The 15805-nt window shown below is 43.2% G+C and carries 19 protein-coding genes and 1 other annotated feature; of the genes, 18 read left to right on the top strand and 1 reads right to left on the bottom strand.

The features are described from left to right. The first annotated feature begins 596 nt into the window (after window positions 1–596). From LOR49_RS17775 to rsmI, 10 genes are all read left to right on the top strand, one after another. Window positions 597–803 (top strand): sigma factor G inhibitor Gin, encoded by a 207-nt coding sequence (locus LOR49_RS17775; protein WP_420830490.1) that lies wholly within the window; start codon window positions 597–599, stop codon window positions 801–803. Between the two features lie 150 nt (window positions 804–953). Then, window positions 954–2417, top strand: a complete 1464-nt coding sequence (locus tag LOR49_RS15760) for an aminotransferase class I/II-fold pyridoxal phosphate-dependent enzyme (protein ID WP_240377910.1) — start codon at window positions 954–956, stop codon at window positions 2415–2417. Next, complete coding sequence (tmk, locus tag LOR49_RS15755) at window positions 2414–3052, top strand: dTMP kinase (RefSeq protein WP_240377909.1); 639 nt, start codon at window positions 2414–2416, stop codon at window positions 3050–3052. The genes LOR49_RS15760 and tmk overlap by 4 nt, the downstream gene beginning before the upstream one ends. A 94-nt stretch (window positions 3053–3146) precedes the next feature. Further along, a complete protein-coding gene (locus tag LOR49_RS15750) occupies window positions 3147–3476 on the top strand; it encodes a cyclic-di-AMP receptor (RefSeq protein ID WP_240377908.1) in 330 nt (109 codons plus the stop codon). A 16-nt stretch (window positions 3477–3492) separates the two neighbouring features. Further along, window positions 3493–4485, top strand: a complete 993-nt coding sequence (gene holB, locus LOR49_RS15745) for a DNA polymerase III subunit delta' (RefSeq protein WP_240377907.1) — start codon at window positions 3493–3495, stop codon at window positions 4483–4485. A gap of 2 nt (window positions 4486–4487) precedes the next feature. Further along, window positions 4488–5303: a PSP1 domain-containing protein gene (locus tag LOR49_RS15740; RefSeq protein WP_240377906.1), complete on the top strand. Its 816-nt coding sequence runs from the start codon at window positions 4488–4490 to the stop codon at window positions 5301–5303. Window positions 5304–5331: 28 nt separating this feature from the next. Beyond that, complete coding sequence (gene yabA / locus LOR49_RS15735) at window positions 5332–5682, top strand: DNA replication initiation control protein YabA (RefSeq protein WP_240377905.1); 351 nt, start codon at window positions 5332–5334, stop codon at window positions 5680–5682. Window positions 5683–5760: 78 nt separating this feature from the next. Beyond that, window positions 5761–6498: a tRNA1(Val) (adenine(37)-N6)-methyltransferase gene (locus LOR49_RS15730; RefSeq protein WP_240377904.1), complete on the top strand. Its 738-nt coding sequence runs from the start codon at window positions 5761–5763 to the stop codon at window positions 6496–6498. Continuing rightward, a complete protein-coding gene (locus LOR49_RS15725) occupies window positions 6443–6754 on the top strand; it encodes a GIY-YIG nuclease family protein (protein WP_338021156.1) in 312 nt (103 codons plus the stop codon). The genes LOR49_RS15730 and LOR49_RS15725 overlap by 56 nt, the downstream gene beginning before the upstream one ends. Window positions 6755–6759: 5 nt before the next feature. Further along, window positions 6760–7629 (top strand): 16S rRNA (cytidine(1402)-2'-O)-methyltransferase, encoded by an 870-nt coding sequence (gene rsmI, locus LOR49_RS15720; RefSeq protein ID WP_240377902.1) that lies wholly within the window; start codon window positions 6760–6762, stop codon window positions 7627–7629. Window positions 7630–7720: 91 nt separating this feature from the next. Here the strand turns inward: rsmI and LOR49_RS15715 are convergent, their stop codons facing one another. Continuing rightward, complete coding sequence (locus LOR49_RS15715; protein ID WP_240377901.1) at window positions 7721–8014, bottom strand: AbrB/MazE/SpoVT family DNA-binding domain-containing protein; 294 nt, start codon at window positions 8012–8014, stop codon at window positions 7721–7723. Window positions 8015–8359: 345 nt separating this feature from the next. Continuing rightward, window positions 8360–8638, top strand: a binding site (T-box leader). Window positions 8639–8688: 50 nt separating this feature from the next. On the opposite strand from LOR49_RS15715, the gene metG reads away from it, so the two are divergent. The 8 genes from metG (at window position 8689) to ispE (ending at window position 15785) form a co-directional block, all read left to right on the top strand. Continuing rightward, on the top strand, window positions 8689–10689 hold the full coding sequence (gene metG / locus LOR49_RS15710) for a methionine--tRNA ligase (RefSeq protein WP_240377900.1): 2001 nt from the start codon (window positions 8689–8691) through the stop codon (window positions 10687–10689). 24 nt (window positions 10690–10713) lie between these two features. Then, window positions 10714–11484: a TatD family hydrolase gene (locus LOR49_RS15705; RefSeq protein WP_240377899.1), complete on the top strand. Its 771-nt coding sequence runs from the start codon at window positions 10714–10716 to the stop codon at window positions 11482–11484. Between the two features lie 62 nt (window positions 11485–11546). Further along, the gene (gene rnmV, locus LOR49_RS15700) at window positions 11547–12170 is read left to right on the top strand and encodes a ribonuclease M5 (protein ID WP_240377898.1); all 624 of its coding nucleotides are present in this window, start codon (window positions 11547–11549) and stop codon (window positions 12168–12170) included. Further along, window positions 12115–12990, top strand: coding sequence for a 16S rRNA (adenine(1518)-N(6)/adenine(1519)-N(6))-dimethyltransferase RsmA (rsmA, locus tag LOR49_RS15695; protein ID WP_240377897.1), 876 nt, complete (start codon window positions 12115–12117; stop codon window positions 12988–12990). The genes rnmV and rsmA overlap by 56 nt, the downstream gene beginning before the upstream one ends. A 72-nt stretch (window positions 12991–13062) precedes the next feature. Beyond that, on the top strand, window positions 13063–13926 hold the full coding sequence (yabG, locus tag LOR49_RS15690) for a sporulation peptidase YabG (protein ID WP_240377896.1): 864 nt from the start codon (window positions 13063–13065) through the stop codon (window positions 13924–13926). A gap of 237 nt (window positions 13927–14163) precedes the next feature. Continuing rightward, the gene (locus LOR49_RS15685) at window positions 14164–14415 is read left to right on the top strand and encodes a Veg family protein (protein ID WP_240377895.1); all 252 of its coding nucleotides are present in this window, start codon (window positions 14164–14166) and stop codon (window positions 14413–14415) included. Between the two features lie 140 nt (window positions 14416–14555). Further along, window positions 14556–14735: a small, acid-soluble spore protein, alpha/beta type gene (locus tag LOR49_RS15680; protein ID WP_240377894.1), complete on the top strand. Its 180-nt coding sequence runs from the start codon at window positions 14556–14558 to the stop codon at window positions 14733–14735. Between the two features lie 183 nt (window positions 14736–14918). Further along, on the top strand, window positions 14919–15785 hold the full coding sequence (gene ispE / locus LOR49_RS15675; RefSeq protein WP_240377893.1) for a 4-(cytidine 5'-diphospho)-2-C-methyl-D-erythritol kinase: 867 nt from the start codon (window positions 14919–14921) through the stop codon (window positions 15783–15785). The last annotated feature ends 20 nt before the right edge of the window (window positions 15786–15805 follow it).

The raw sequence follows: 15805 nt of genomic DNA, 5'->3' as shown, positions 1-15805 counted from the left end.
GATAATGAAGGGGCAGCCCTTTGTGAAAGTAGGACGTTGCCAGGCAAGCAAAAAAGGAGTTGTCAGAAAATATTCTGGCGGCTCCTTTTTATATACTTATTCATAAAGACTCAGAATTCGTTGGTCACGTAAGCATCTGTTACGTGACCGTTTTCTTTCCTCGATTCTAGGGGGATCCTGTATTTTCGAATACCACGCAGACCCGCTACAGGTCAAGCAAGCTAAGAAGGCATTGTCCCGGGAAGAGCGCCTGCCCACAGTGGAAATCAACCTATCTAATACTATGTGCAAGTTGTTCGGATTTTAATAACTGAATGCGAATTATGAAATTAACTCGTTCTATAAGACATTAAAAACATATTGGAATTATTTCATTGCTATAAATGAATAGGTGTGCATAGAATGATAATAGAACATTTTCTGCTGTCTGCACCTGTTTTAATCATAAGCAATTGATTGCATAACACAGCAATGAAAGCATAAATTAGTGCTCTACACACTTTTTACTGATCACGCATAACCTGGAAATATAGAACCTTCCTCTAAATAGAATAAAATTTTTATTTTAGGCGAAACTAGTTTCATAGGAGGTGGGCATGTTGGGTTTTGGTGTAAACGAAAAGAAGTGGGTAGAGACGTGCGTTCTTTGTGAAGAGGAAAAGCAGCGGGGTATTCATATTATAGACAACTTTTTATGTAGGGATTGCGAGCAAAAACTTGTAAATCTTCCCCCGGAAGATCCGACGTACAAGGAGCATATTATTAAATTAAGAAAACTAAAAGCTTCTACTTTACTATCTTAATATAATCATCTTTATCACTATTTGCAGCTAAGCAAATGCAGTCTGAGTCGGCTTCTCAAAATATGCTAGCAAGACATCTATGAACAGTTCAATCTCTTCATGTTGATGATGTGGTGAAGAATAGTGAAAAATGCAGGTAGAGGGATGAAAATGGATCAAGAATTATTACCTATAGTAGAAGCGCTTCAGAAACATGATCGGAAGAACCCGACATCGATGCACGTTCCAGGTCATAAAAATGGGAGGGTGATGCCTGCCCATGGACAAGCACTTTTTTCGTCGGTTCTTCCATTTGATCAAACTGAGCTAACAGGTTTAGACGATTTACACGCACCAGATGGAGTCATTGCTTGTGCTCAAAAGTTGGCCGCTGCTGTTTACGGTGCAAAGGATACTTTGTTTTTGGTCGGCGGCTCAACAGCCGGGAATTTGACCATGATATTGGCTTCTTTTCGGCAAGGAGATACCGTGCTTGTACAACGTGATTCCCATAAGTCAATCATAAACGGGCTGCGGCTGGCGGGATTGCGGCCTGTTTTTATTTTCCCTAAGTACGACAACAAGACACAACTTTCTCTAGGTGTCACAGAGAGCATGGTAGAGCAAGCTTTTGTCCAGTATCCTCAAGCAAAAGGGCTCATTATCACGTCACCGTCCTATTACGGATGGACACAGAGTCTATCAGAAATCATCCATACCGCACATAAACGAGGAGCAAAAGTGCTGGTCGATGAGGCTCACGGTGCTCACTTTCCAGCAAGCTCAGTCTTTCCACCATCCGCGCTTGAACAAGGAGCAGACGTGGTGGTGCATTCTGCTCATAAAACATTGCCTGCTTTGACGATGGGTGCGTTCTTACATCTGGGAAAAACAGGGTCCGTTTCCCTGCAGGCATTAAAGGATGCAGCTGCAATCGTTCAATCAAGTAGTCCGTCCTACCCTATTCTTGCTTCTTTAGATATTGCCCGCCACTATGTACATACAGTGCAACAATTTGATCAGGAGTTATTAGCGAGGCATTTCTTAGCGATGAAGTCAAACATGAAAAGTGCCACGGGATTAACCGTTGTTTCTCCTCCTGATGGGATTTACGAGGACCCGTTAAAATGTATTGTCCAAGCTCCCACGGGCTACAGTGGCTGGACTTTACAGCATTATTTGGAAGAAGAGAATATATATCCGGAGCTAGCGGACTCCAAACATGTCCTGTTTATATTTCCATTGGTACTAGATACAGAACAGGAAGGAACGTATACTAAAATAAGAAAGTCTGTGAATCGGATGATGACAGAAACCCCAAAAAAAGAGTTTGATTCAATGACAATGCCGACGTCTTTTTTTCTTCACGAAGCAGAAAAAGACTGGGCAGATGAGATGTTTCACGTGAAACAACAGCAGGTTCCTTTAATGAACGCGAAAAACCTTACAGCTGGTACGGACATCATCCCTTATCCACCAGGGATTCCTTTGTTTTTAAAAGGAGAAAAAATCATGGGAGAGCGCTATGATTTTCTGGTAGAATGGCTGGCTAAAGGGGGACGCATTCAAGGCGGAGAAATGAACAAATATGGTGATTGGTATCTTAATATAATAAACAAGGATGAAAATGAATGAGCAAAAAAGGAATGTTTATCAGTTTTGAAGGTTGCGAAGGAGCTGGCAAAACGACAGTAATCGAACATCTTTATGAAAAAATGGTGGAAAAAGGATACAGAGTGATGAAAACACGGGAGCCGGGAGGAATCGATATTTCTGAACAAATCCGTACGATTATTCTCCACCCCGGTCATAAAGAGATGGACAGCCGAACGGAGGCACTTTTATATGCAGCTGCGAGAAGGCAGCATCTTGTGGAAAAAGTGATTCCTGCATTAGAAGACGGTTGTCACGTGTTGTGCGACCGCTTTATTGACAGCAGCCTCGCTTATCAGGGAGCAGCCCGTGGCATCGGGATAGAAGACGTACTTGCAGTAAATGAATTTGCGATCGGTCCCTATATGCCGGATGGGACCATATATATAGATATTTTACCTGAGACAGGACTCACACGCATCTTCAAAAATAAAGACAGAGAGATTAATCGGCTCGATAACGAGACCATTCATTTTCATCAAAGAGTACATGAAGCATATCAAAATCTACAAGAACGCTATCCGGAAAGAATCCATAAAATAAATGGAGAACAATCTTTAGATAACGTTATATTAGATGCAGAACGTTATCTGAATTCCATATTATCTGGTGAGTAAAAAGTGTGTTCGGATTACTATTTTCATTTAACCTTCATATTTAGTAAAATAATAAAAAACATGAGTCACTATGATGACGAAAGCGGGGATCGTGATGAAACTAATCATTGCTGTTGTACAGGACAAGGACAGCAATCGCTTATCCAATGCTTTGGTTGATAAAGATTATCGGGCTACGAAATTGGCAAGCACAGGTGGTTTTTTAAAGGCCGGAAACACAACATTTTTAATAGGTGTGGAAGATGAGCAGGTGGACCACGTGTTAGAAATTATTCAAGAGAACTGTAAAGCGCGAGAACAGCTGGTTGCTCCGGTATCGCCTATGGGAGGAAATGCCGATTCGTATGTACCATATCCAGTAGAAGTACAAGTCGGGGGAGCTACAGTCTTCATTATGCAGGTCGAACAGTTCGAGCAGTTTTGAAATCGAGGGATAATGAATGAGTATGACTTGGGAAGAAATAAAAACAGAACAACCGACCGTTATGGCAATCTTGAAACGGAGTATCGATAAAAACAGACTTGCTCATGCCTATGTGTTCGAAGGAAGACGTGGATCCGGGAAAAAAAAGGCAGCTTTCCTGATCATCCAGTACCTTTTTTGCTTGGACAAAGATACGAATGGACCATGTGGAAAGTGTCGGGACTGTAAGCGAATACAGCACGGCAACCACCCGGACGTTATGCTTGTTGAACGAGAAGGAACAACCATCAAAAAAGCGCAGGTAGAAAGCCTACAAAAAGAATTCACCTATCGTGGTATGGAACCAGGTTTGAAGGTGTACGTTGTCAACGAAGCAGATAAAATGACAGCAAGCGCAGCAAACAGTTTGTTGAAGTTTTTGGAAGAGCCAGAAAGCCCGACGCTGGCTCTTTTACTGACTGAGAATATTCACTCCATGCTTGATACGATTGTATCCCGATCCCAAAAAGTTACATTTGCTCCCCCTTCCCTTGAAAAGCGGACAGCCATGTATGAAGAACAAGGTATCAGCAGTGCTGCTTCATCCTTGTTGGCCAGACTTCCTGATCAGTGGGGCGGTGAAGAACTAAGTGAGAAAAAAGAGTGGATTGTACATGGAAGAAGTCTAGTGATACAATTACTTGAAGAGGTTCATCATCGACCTCAACAAACGCTTTTAACTTTACAGGAAAAGTGGCTTCCCCATTTTAAAGATAGAGAAGAGCTGGACATTGGCTTGGATTTGCTGCTTTTCTGGTATCGCGATATTCTGGCGGTAAAACAAGGGCAGGAAGACCTTGCTTATCCCGACCAAATAAAAAAGTTAGAGCAAGGGGCTCTTCAGATGTCAGAGACCGTGATTTCCCAACGTGTGCAGTGGATCCTCCATGCAAAACGGCGGCTTCGTGCCAATGTAAATGCCCAGCTTCTAATGGAGCATTTACTGCTCCGCTTACAGGAGGGATCATAACGTTGTATGAAGTAATTGGAGTCAGATTTAAGAAAGCTGGGAAGATATATTACTTTTCGCCCGGTGGCCTTCATATAGAAAAAGAGCAGTGGGTCGTAGTAGAGACTGCTCGCGGAGTTGAATTTGGCAAAGTCGTGCTTGCCAATAAACAAGTGAGCGGTGATGATGTTGTTCTTCCTTTAAAAAAGGTTATTCGGATTGCTAACCAGGAGGACAAGGACATTATTGCCAAAAATAAAGAACTGGCACATAAAGCGTATGAAGTGTGTACAGCAAAAATTGCGGAACATAACCTGGACATGAAGCTGGTCGATGTGGAGTATACGTTTGATCGGAATAAAGTACTGTTCTACTTTACAGCAGATGGCAGGATCGATTTTCGTGATCTCGTCAAGGATCTAGCTTCCATATTCCGTACACGGATTGAGTTGCGCCAGATTGGTGTCCGTGATGAAGCCAAAATGCTTGGGGGAATTGGTCCATGCGGGCGGGTGCTGTGCTGTTCTTCCTTTTTAGGTGATTTTGAGCCGGTCTCTATCAAAATGGCAAAAGATCAAAATTTGTCTTTGAACCCGGCGAAAATATCCGGTCTTTGTGGCCGCTTGATGTGCTGTCTTAAGTATGAGAATGACCATTATGAGACGGCAAAAAAAGAACTGCCTGACATTGGGGAGATCATTAAGACTCCAGAAGGAAAAGGGAAAGTAGTCGGCCTGAATATATTAGAACGTCTTGTCCAAGTGAATATTCCAGAACCGCAAAATACTCTGGAATACAGCCTCGAAGAGCTAGTGGAAGAAGGCTATATTATAGGTTAAGCAATAAGGGTGATTGAGGTGGGTGTTCGTGAAGAAAAGGGAGCTATTCTCTCAAGTCATTCATATGGAAGAACGGATTGGTATCCTTCATAATGAATTGAGAGATTTAAAAGAACAGCTGGCTATGTTGATTGAAGAGAACCAGGCTTTATACTTAGAAAATCAGCATTTGCGAGAGTGTTTAGATGAAAAAAAAGAAACGACGGCAAAGTCCTCCGCTGAAAAGCAGCCATCTGAAAGTGCCCCGAATGTAGGAGAGGGTTATGATAATCTCGCACGATTGTACCAAGAGGGATTTCACGTATGTAACCTTCACTACGGAAGCCTACGAACCGATGGTGACTGCTTGTTTTGCCTTTCCTTTCTTCACCAAAAGTAAGTTGTGCTGTCCTCCACCGGGACAGCATTTTTTGTCGTATTAGAAACATGCTAAAATAAACAGACGGGTCGTGAAAACATGTCTTTATTGTTAGCAGGAGAACGGCTTGATTATATTGCGAATGACTTATACATTATCCAAAGTAGCGAAACGTTCGCCTTTTCGATTGATGCAGTTTTGCTTGCCAAGTTTACGAAAGTACCGGTAACAAGAGGGAGGATCATTGATTTATGCAGCGGGAATGGTGTCATTCCTCTCGTACTTTCAACAAGAAGCAGGGTGCCGATAACTGGGATTGAACTACAAGGAAAGTTAGTTGAAATGGCAAAAAGAAGTGCTACGTACAATAAATTGGACGAGCAAATTCAATTTTTCGAGGGAGATGTTCGTGACAAAAATCTCGCAAACATGGTCGGCCAAGCAGATTTAATCACCTGCAATCCCCCTTACTTTGCAACTCCGGGAGAAGCGGAGTGGAACGTAAATCCGTATTTGGCCAATGCACGTCACGAAAGAAATGGGACATTAAAAGAATTGACCGCAGCAGCATCACGGCTTGTTAAAGAGAAAGGCAAGGTTTCGATGGTACTAAGGCCGGAGCGGCTCTCTGACTTAATGGAAGCTTACCGAACCTACCGTATTGAGCCGAAACGCCTGAAGCTCATTTATCCAAAGAGAGACAAAGACGCGAATATTGTTTTACTGGAAGGGATTAAAGAAGGAAAGCCAGGGCTGACTTGTACGGCGCCGCTTACTGTCTATGAAGACAACGGCACGTATACAGAGGAGTTTCAAAACTATTATGGACAATGCTAAAAAACACTATGTTTATACGCTCAGATGTGCAGACGGTACATACTATACCGGTTATACGACAAACATAGAACAAAGGATAAACAAGCATGAACGTGGGCTGGGTGCCAAATATACACGAGGGCGCGGTCCTTTCCAATTAGTGTTTACGAAGGAATTCCCTACGAAGACAGAAGCGATGCGCGCTGAATATAGGATAAAGAAAATGCCCAGATACAAGAAGGAACAGTTTTTTGTTTTGGAAAACAGGAAAGGATAACGGATATGGAGCTCAACATACAAAAAAGTTTTGCCGAGAAGGAAGACGGGGTATTATATCTTGTACCAACGCCGATTGGAAATTTAGAAGACATGACGTTTCGAGCGGTGCGGATTCTTAAGGAAGCAGCTGTTATCTTTGCAGAAGATACGAGACAGACACGAAAGCTCTGTTCGCATTTCGGTATCTCAACTTCGCTCAATAGTTATCATGAACACAATAAAGAACAAAAAGGCGAAAGGATTATTTCTCTATTAAAAGCAGGCCAAACCGCTGCTCTCGTCAGCGATGCCGGCACGCCTCTCGTGTCCGATCCTGGTAAGGAAATCGTCAGGTCTTGCATAGAGGAAGGCATTCCCGTAATCGCACTTCCTGGTGCCAACGCGGCTGTCACAGCCCTTACTGCTTCTGGGTTGGGTGGTGGACCCTTTTATTTTTATGGTTTTTTACCACGAAAACGGAAAGAGCGCGAAGATGAGTTAAAAAAAATTGCTCATGTAGAAGCATCTTTCATTTTCTATGAATCACCGTACCGGGTGAAAGAAACGGTCGCTCACTTAGCGGCACTATGGGAGAACAGGCAAGTTGTGTTGGCAAGGGAATTAACAAAAAAATTTGAAGAACTTATTCGTGGTTCGGGCGCAGAAGTGAGCGACTACTTACAAGATAGAGAGATAAAGGGAGAATGCTGTTTGATCGTTGAAGGCGGACAAGCAGCAAGCGAACAGCAAGCATGGTGGCAGGGTCTCGGGATGAAAGCTCACGTCACTCGTTACGTCGAGGATGGACTGCCTGCTAAAGCAGCGATAAAAGAAGCGGCTAAAGACCGGGGAGTGTCAAAAAGAGAAGTATACGCAGCTTATCATGATCTGTAATTTATTTGGAGGGCAAAGGCGAAAAATCCCCGCGCCACTCACAAGCGGATACGGGGATTTTTAAAATTATGATGAACGTGGAACAATGTATTTAGGAATTGATCTTCTCATACTCTAAGTGATCTTCCAGCTCCCTCATCAGAATCTTTGCGCCTTCTGGCGAAAGGATGACTTTCCCATCGGCAAGGGATAGATTTTGATCAGAGGATTCGCCTGTTATTTGACAAGCCCTCCTCGGTTTATACTTCGTTAGGATGATACGCTCGTCATCTACACTGATTTCGAGTGGGTCTTTTACGGCAATTTCCAATGTTCTCCGCAGTTCAATAGGAATCACTACTCTCCCTAATTCATCTACCTTACGTACAATGCCAGTAGTTTTCATACTCTTCCTCCTTCATTCATTATGAAAATAGCCTATTGTTGTTTCTTTTCAGTAGTGCTTGGTGAAATCGGTACGGGGAACTCCATGTGGAGGGTGTTCCATGTATGTAATCTCGTGGATGTTGTCGTCATATTTCGACATTTTTTAATAGAACAATGATATCAGCGTTTCCAAAACCCGTCAATAAATTTTCCAAATAATACTACAAGGAATTCCAACTTTTCGAAATTTAGACAAAAAAGATTTTAAAAAATGGAGAAGATACAGCTCTTTTACCTAATCTTGACAGAGGGAACCCGCTTCGTTATAGTCTTATTGAGAATACACCGCATGTCAGTTGAATAGAAGAATCCGATGAAGGGATGAGTAAAAAGGAAGGCTGTTTTTCAGAGAGCCGGGGAAGGTGAGATCCGGTACTGCTGAACTTTTGAATATGGTCCTGGGAGGAGTTTCTTTTCGAGCTAATGGAGGGCGCTTGGCTGTGCCCTTATTCGTAAGAAAAGGACGTATTTTCTGCGTTAAAGAATGTGCCTGCAAGAGGAATAGCAGGTGTCTGAGCCTCATTTTTGCAAAAAAATGAGGGAATTTGGGTGGTACCGCGTGAGTATAACTCTCGTCCCTTAGCAGGACGGGAGTTTTTTTATTATGGTAAGGAAAAAGGAGGATTTTAAACGATGACTACTGATAAGAAGACGTTTTACATTACGACACCGATTTATTATCCCAGCGCAAAACTTCATATCGGGCATGCTTATACAACCGTGGCAGGAGATGCGATGGCCCGGTATAAACGGCTGCGTGGGTATGATGTACGTTATTTAACCGGGACGGATGAGCACGGACAGAAGATTGAACGAAAAGCTAAAGAAAATGGCGTGTCCCCGAAACAATTTGTAGATGGCATTGTTGCGGACATTAAAAAACTTTGGGATAAACTGGATATTTCTTACGATGATTTCATTCGAACGACAGAGGAGCGGCATAAGAAAGTCGTACAGCAAATCTTTGAGAAGCTAAAGGAAAACGGTGACATCTATCTTTCTGAGTATGAAGGCTGGTATTCCGTCCCGGATGAGACGTTTTATACAGAATTACAACTTGATGATCCAGTATACGAAGATGGTCAGATCGTAGGGGGGAAGAGCCCCGACAGTGGACATCCTGTTGAATGGGTCCGTGAAAAATCGTACTTTTTCCGAATGAGTAAATATGCGGATCGCCTGCTTCAATACTACGAAGATAATCCAGAATTTATACAACCTGAATCCCGGAAAAACGAAATGATTAATAACTTTATTAAGCCGGGTCTTGAGGATTTGGCAGTTTCTCGGACTGCGTTCAGTTGGGGGGTCCCTGTGAAAAGTGACCCAGAACATGTCGTGTACGTATGGATTGATGCATTATCGAACTATATAACAGCGCTTGGATACGGAACCGACAATAACGAGGACTACTTAAAATACTGGCCGGCTGACGTTCATCTTGTTGGTAAAGAAATTGTTCGTTTCCATACAATTTACTGGCCGATTATGTTAATGGCGCTTGATTTGCCGCTTCCTAAAAAAGTCTTTGGCCACGGTTGGCTCTTAATGAAGGACGGAAAGATGTCAAAGTCGAAAGGGAATGTTGTCGATCCGATTCCTCTCATTGACCGCTTCGGCCTTGACGCACTCCGTTATTACTTGCTTCGGGAAGTACCTTTTGGCTCGGATGGGGTGTTTACGCCAGAAGGATTTATCGATCGCATTAACTATGATTTAGCTAACGATTTAGGCAACCTCTTGAACCGCACTGTTGCTATGGTTAACAAGTATTTTGATGGACGTCTTCCGGCTTATGTAAAAGACGGAACTCCGTACGATGCCCAACTTGTCGATCTTGTAGATGCCACTGTCAACAAAGTTGAACAGGCTATGGAGGACATGGAATTCTCGGTTGCTTTAACCGCTATTTGGCAGTTGATCAGCCGTACAAACAAATATATAGATGAGACGCAGCCGTGGATGCTGGCTAAGGATGAACAGGGAAAAGAACAGCTTGGTACCGTCATGTATCACTTGGCTGAGTCCCTGCGCTTTGTTTCAATTATGATTCAGCCTTTCATGACGGAAGCTCCTGATAAAATGTGGGAGCAGCTCGGTGTGCCAGATTCTCTGAAAGAGTGGGAAACAATGAGGTCATTTGGACAGCTGCCTGCAGGAACCGAGATGATTAAAAAAGGTAAGCCGATCTTTCCACGTCTCGAAGTAGATACAGAAGTAGCCAATATCATTAAAGACATGGGCGGTACAGTGAAAACCGAGCCCGAACAGAAAAATGAGCATGTGGGTCAGACGGAAGGTACAGATGAAGCAGAGATTACGATCGATGATTTTAAAAAAGTAACGTTAAAAGTCGCGGAAGTGATCAAAGCGGAACCGGTCAAGAATGCGGACAAACTATTGAAAATACAGCTTGATTTAGGATATGAGAAACGCCAAGTGGTCTCGGGTATTGCAGAATATTATAAGCCGGAAGAATTAACAGGAAAAAAAGTGATCTGTGTAACGAATCTAAAGCCGGTCAAACTGCGTGGGGAATTATCCCAAGGAATGATTCTTGCTGCCTCAAAAGGAAAAGACCTGACATTAGCGACGATTGACCAGGATTTACCGAATGGTTCAGACGTAAATTAATTTCATAAAAAGGGTGACAGTGCTATGTTATTTGATACCCATGTGCATGTAAATGCTGAACAGTTTGAAGAGGATGCATCCGAAACAATTGAAAGGGCACGGCAGGCTGGCGTGTCATGGATGAATGTTGTCGGCTTTGACCCGGTTACGATTGAAAAAGCGCTTGATTTTGCAGATACGTATGATTTTATTTATGCCTCTGTTGGCTGGCATCCCGTCGATGCAGTAGATATGACAGAGGAACATTTAGAGTGGCTGGAACAATTGGCAGCTCACCCGAAAGTAGTCGCACTCGGCGAAATGGGACTTGATTACCACTGGGATAAGTCACCGAAAGAAATACAAAAAGAAGTGTTCCGCAAGCAGATCCGCTTAGCGAAAAAGGTCAATCTGCCTATCATTATTCATGATAGAGAAGCTCACGAGGATATCGTAGAAATATTAAAAGAAGAGCAAGCCGAAGAAACAGGTGGAATTATGCATTGTTTCGGTGGCAGCCTTGAGATTGCGAAAGAGTGCTTGGATATGAATTTCTATATTTCATTCGGCGGGCCGGTTACATTTAAAAATGCAACATTACCGAAAGAAACGGCTAAAGAAATTCCAATGGATCGTCTGCTTATCGAAACAGACAGCCCGTATTTAGCTCCTCATCCGTATAGAGGGAAGCGCAATGAACCTGCTTATGTCAAACTCGTTGCTGAAAAAATAGCGGAACTGAAAGACATCCCTTACTCCCAATTAGCAGAACAGACAACAGCTAATGCAAAAAGAGTGTTCCGGCTAGCAGATTAAACACAGGGAGTTGGGAGAAAATAAAAAACAAACACTCCTTATCAGGAGGACAGGAATCCGACATGAAAATAAAAGAATGTATTGTTGTAGAAGGTAAAGATGACACTGCGGCAGTAAAACGTGCTGTCGATGCAGACACGATTGAAACGAATGGTTCTGCTGTCGGCGATACTGTATTACGGCAGATAAAGCTCGCACAGGAGAGACGCGGTGTTATCATTTTCACGGATCCGGATGGTCCTGGAGAGCGGATTCGACAAATTGTCAGTCGGGAAGTACCGGGCTGTAAACATGCTTTTCTAACTAAAGAGGAAGCTCTTTCAAAAAAAGGTGGTAATCTTGGTATTGAAAACGCAGATCCGGCAGTGATTCGCCGTGCGATATTGCGAGTGCGTGAAGAATCGGGCGAAAAGCCGAAAGTACAGAAAGAGTGGATTACTCAGCAGGATTTAATGGACAGCGGTATGTTGGCCGGGCCCGGTGCACGACAACGACGTGAGCGGATGGGAGAGCTTTTGAACATCGGTTATGCAAACGGGAAACAGTTTTTGAAAAAATTGGAGATATTTAATATCCAATACAATGAGTTTGCCCGTGCATTCCAAGTCGTATTGGAGGAGGAAAACAACTGTGCCCAAAGAAATAGCCGTTCCGAGCAGAACGAAGGAAATACTTCAGAAATATGATTTTTCATTCAAAAAAAGTCTAGGACAGAACTTTTTAATCGATGGGAACATATTAAAGCAAATTGCCGGGGCCGCCTTAATGGGACCAAACGACGGAGTTATTGAAATAGGTGCCGGGATCGGTGCATTAACGGAACAACTGGCGAAAACCGTGAAGCAGGTAGAGAGCTTTGAATTAGATGGCCGCCTGCTTCCGATATTGGACGAAACGCTAGCGCCATACCCGAATGTAACGGTGCATCATCAAGATATTTTACAAGCAGATATTCGACAAGTAATAGAGGAACAGATGAAGGACACAGATGAGGTCGCAGTATGCGGGAATCTGCCTTATTATGTAACGACACCGATCATTATGCAGCTCTTGGAACAACGTCTGCCTATCAAACGAATTGTAGTGATGATCCAAAAGGAAGTAGCAGAACGTATATCAGCCTCACCGGGAACAAAAGCTTACGGGTCCCTCTCCATTGCTGCTCAATATTATGCAGAAGTTAAAACGGTTACGATTGTGCCAAAAACTGTGTTTATTCCAAGACCAAAAGTAGATTCTGCGGTTCTGCAACTGAATCTTCGTAAGGAACCCCCTTGCCAAGTGGACGATGAGGAATTCTTTTTCCGGGTTATTAAATCATCGTTTGCCCAGCGACGGAAAACACTATGGAACAACTTACAGCATAACTTAACAGGCAAAGACAAAAAGAACATATTGGAGAGTGCCTTGGCTAATGCCGATATTGATCCGCAAAGACGGGCTGAAACCCTTTCCATGGAGGAATTTGCGAAGTTAAGTAACCACTTGTTAGCGGGAAGTTTCTAACAAAAAGTATTTGTTCTTTTCGCACCTCTCTTAGGCTTTTGCATAGGCTGTCGAGAGAAGGGGGAGAAGCCCGTGAATATTAAAATAGGAGATCTTGTTGCACGTTATTCTTATGACTGTGATATTATCTTCCGAGTAGTGGCGATTCATGACGGTATGGTAGAACTTATTGGAGAGGAATTGCGTCTTGCTGCGGACGCCCCTTTGCCAGACCTGAAAAAGATAGAAAAGGTGGACCGGAAAGAATACGAGAAAACAGCGCGAGAAAACGAAGAGCATTATTACCGGCTGTTTCGCAAAGAAGCCCGCATAATGAAAGAACGGAATGACCATGAGGCTTCGGGTGATTATAAAGAAAATACTTCTTATTTTGAGATGAGAGGCCGTGTGCTGCATATTGACGGTGATCCTAATTATTTGGCGAAGTGCACCGCTTTATATGAAAGGCTGGGAATCCCTGTGTACGGAGTCCACCTCTCTGAAAGAGAAATGCCGGCGCAAGTGCGCTCCCTCCTTGAAATGGTTCGACCGGATATACTCGTCGTTACAGGGCACGATGCTTACCTTTCTGCAAGCGGAGAAACAAATGACATCAAGGCCTATCGGAATTCCAAATTGTTCGGAGAGACAGTGAGGGAAGCCAGAAAAGTGGTACCGCAGCTGGATCAACTTATTATATTCGCCGGTGCCTGTCAATCTAACTTTGAGTGGCTTCTAAAAGCAGGAGCCAACTTTGCTAGCTCCCCGGAACGTGTCAATATCCATGCTCTTGATCCCGTGTACATTGCAGCGAAAATCAGTTTAACTCCTTTCATGGAAAGAGTGGGTGTTTTAGAGCTGATCCGTCATACTCTCACCGGCAGGGAAGGACTCGGGGGAGTCGAAACAAAAGGCGTTCTTCGTAAGGGACTCCCATGGAGAAAAGAACATTCCTAATACCTCATACGATCCACAACAAGTGGGTCTATGAGGAATTTTTTATTTTTCCCGAATAAGGCATAAATAATTGCACACACTAAACCCAAGATGTAAACGGAATTAAAAATATTTTTCAGAAAATTCACTTGAGTTATTGACAACAAAATCAATTCACTGGTATAATTAGAAATTTTATTTGACTAAATGACAAGCCTTGTGCTATAATTAAATCTCGAGTGAGGTGGATCTGATAAAATGGGAAAAACATTGATTGAGATCAAAGAAGCTCTCGATGCAAAGGTTGGAAAAAAGGTCACAGTGATCGCGAACGGCGGACGCAAAAAGACAATTGAGCGTTCTGGTTTATTGGAAGAAACCTATCCTTCTGTTTTTATAGTAAAGTTGGATAAAGACAAGCATCCTGTGGAACGGATTTCTTACAGTTATACAGATGTACTCACGAAGACTGTAGAACTGACAATGTGCGAAGAAGAATTAGAAGCATAATAGTATTTATCTCTAAATGAGGCATAAATTGGCATTCTGTTGTTTAGACAGATTGCTATATTTATGCCATTTTTGTATATCCTAATCTGTATACTTGCGGTATTGCCTTTGTGATTATTCTTTTAAAGGAGAGGATTGCGATGGGCCGGAAACGCGGCATCATGTCGGATCAGTTAAAAGAGGAAATCGCAAAAGAACTTGGTTTTTATGATACCGTTCAAAAGGAAGGCTGGGGAGGAATTAAGGCTCGCGATGCCGGTAATATGGTGAAGCGGGCTGTTGAAATGGCGGAACGAAGCTTGGTTGATAAACAGCAATAAGCCGTCATTATTTCCATACCGCAAGTATACTGAGCTCTGGGGAGAAATCCCTGGAGCTTTTTAAAAACGGGGCTTTTTCTCGTTTCGTTCTGTACAGTTACTCTTTTTTCGACTAAAATAAACAGAGATTAAAAGCTGAGCACGTAACAACGATTTTTGCCGTAAGGATAAGGAGAAATAACAGTGAAACGAACGATTAAAGCTCCTGCTAAAATTAACTTAGCCCTCGAGGTTTTACATAAAAGGAATGATGGTTATCACGAGGTGAAGATGGTGATGACCCAAGTCGATCTTGCGGATCGCATAGATATGGAGCATCGGAACGATACTCTCATACGTGTGGAGATGTCGGAAGGTTTCCTGCCTGTAGATCAACGAAATTTAGTATATCAGGCAGCATCTTTGCTTCAGGAACGTTATAACGTGCACCAAGGGGCTTCTATTTATGTTCATAAGAATATCCCAGTGGCGGCGGGTCTTGCAGGAGGAAGCAGTGATGCAGCTGCTACGCTGAAAGGATTGAATGAGGTATGGAGGCTCGGTCTGTCATCAGAAGAGCTGGCTGCACTCGGGTCGGAAATTGGTTCCGATGTAGCATTTTGTGTTCATGGTGGGACCGCGATAGCTTCCGGCAGAGGAGAGATTATTGAACCAATTGCGTCTCCGCCTCCATCCTGGGTTATTCTTGCTAAGCCTCCTATTGGAGTTTCAACAAGAGAGGTGTACAGACGGTTGTCAGCAAGCAGCGCTTCAGATGGTTCCCGCACAGAAAGGATGGCTCGGGCTATTTCTGAACAAAATTACCACGCGATGTGTGACCGTCTTTATAACAGCCTTGAAGACGTCACTATGGCTATGCACCCAGAGGTAAGACGGATAAAAGAAAGAATGATTGCCTCAGGCGCCGATGCAGCACTTATGAGCGGGAGTGGCCCAACTGTGTTTGGATTGGTTAAAAAAGAATCAAGAGTTCCCCGTGTATACAATGCGCTTCGTGGTTTTTGTGAACAAGTTTACGCCGTTCGGTTAATAAGTAAGGAGAAAACTTGATAAAACCCGTATGAAAGTGT

This window comes from Bacillus piscicola, from assembly GCF_022458745.1.
GTDB lineage: Bacteria > Bacillota > Bacilli > Bacillales > Marinococcaceae > Alteribacillus_A > Alteribacillus_A piscicola.
This window is presented reverse-complemented; position numbering and strand designations above follow the sequence as displayed.

What these genes read in the sequence shown, in the direction of transcription:
- LOR49_RS15730 (WP_240377904.1), top strand. Translation starts at nt 5,761, where the DNA reads ATGTCTTTATTGTTAGCAGGAGAACGGCTTGATTATATTGCGAATGAC.
- LOR49_RS15715 (WP_240377901.1), bottom strand. Translation starts at nt 8,014, where the DNA reads ATGAAAACTACTGGCATTGTACGTAAGGTAGATGAATTAGGGAGAGTA.
- LOR49_RS17775 (WP_420830490.1), top strand. Translation starts at nt 597, where the DNA reads ATGTTGGGTTTTGGTGTAAACGAAAAGAAGTGGGTAGAGACGTGCGTT.
- LOR49_RS15725 (WP_338021156.1), top strand. Translation starts at nt 6,443, where the DNA reads ATGAAGACAACGGCACGTATACAGAGGAGTTTCAAAACTATTATGGAC.
- rnmV (WP_240377898.1), top strand. Translation starts at nt 11,547, where the DNA reads ATGAAAATAAAAGAATGTATTGTTGTAGAAGGTAAAGATGACACTGCG.
- metG (WP_240377900.1), top strand. Translation starts at nt 8,689, where the DNA reads ATGACTACTGATAAGAAGACGTTTTACATTACGACACCGATTTATTAT.
- LOR49_RS15760 (WP_240377910.1), top strand. Translation starts at nt 954, where the DNA reads ATGGATCAAGAATTATTACCTATAGTAGAAGCGCTTCAGAAACATGAT.
- LOR49_RS15750 (WP_240377908.1), top strand. Translation starts at nt 3,147, where the DNA reads ATGAAACTAATCATTGCTGTTGTACAGGACAAGGACAGCAATCGCTTA.
- rsmI (WP_240377902.1), top strand. Translation starts at nt 6,760, where the DNA reads ATGGAGCTCAACATACAAAAAAGTTTTGCCGAGAAGGAAGACGGGGTA.
- LOR49_RS15685 (WP_240377895.1), top strand. Translation starts at nt 14,164, where the DNA reads ATGGGAAAAACATTGATTGAGATCAAAGAAGCTCTCGATGCAAAGGTT.
- LOR49_RS15680 (WP_240377894.1), top strand. Translation starts at nt 14,556, where the DNA reads ATGGGCCGGAAACGCGGCATCATGTCGGATCAGTTAAAAGAGGAAATC.
- tmk (WP_240377909.1), top strand. Translation starts at nt 2,414, where the DNA reads ATGAGCAAAAAAGGAATGTTTATCAGTTTTGAAGGTTGCGAAGGAGCT.
- holB (WP_240377907.1), top strand. Translation starts at nt 3,493, where the DNA reads ATGAGTATGACTTGGGAAGAAATAAAAACAGAACAACCGACCGTTATG.
- LOR49_RS15705 (WP_240377899.1), top strand. Translation starts at nt 10,714, where the DNA reads ATGTTATTTGATACCCATGTGCATGTAAATGCTGAACAGTTTGAAGAG.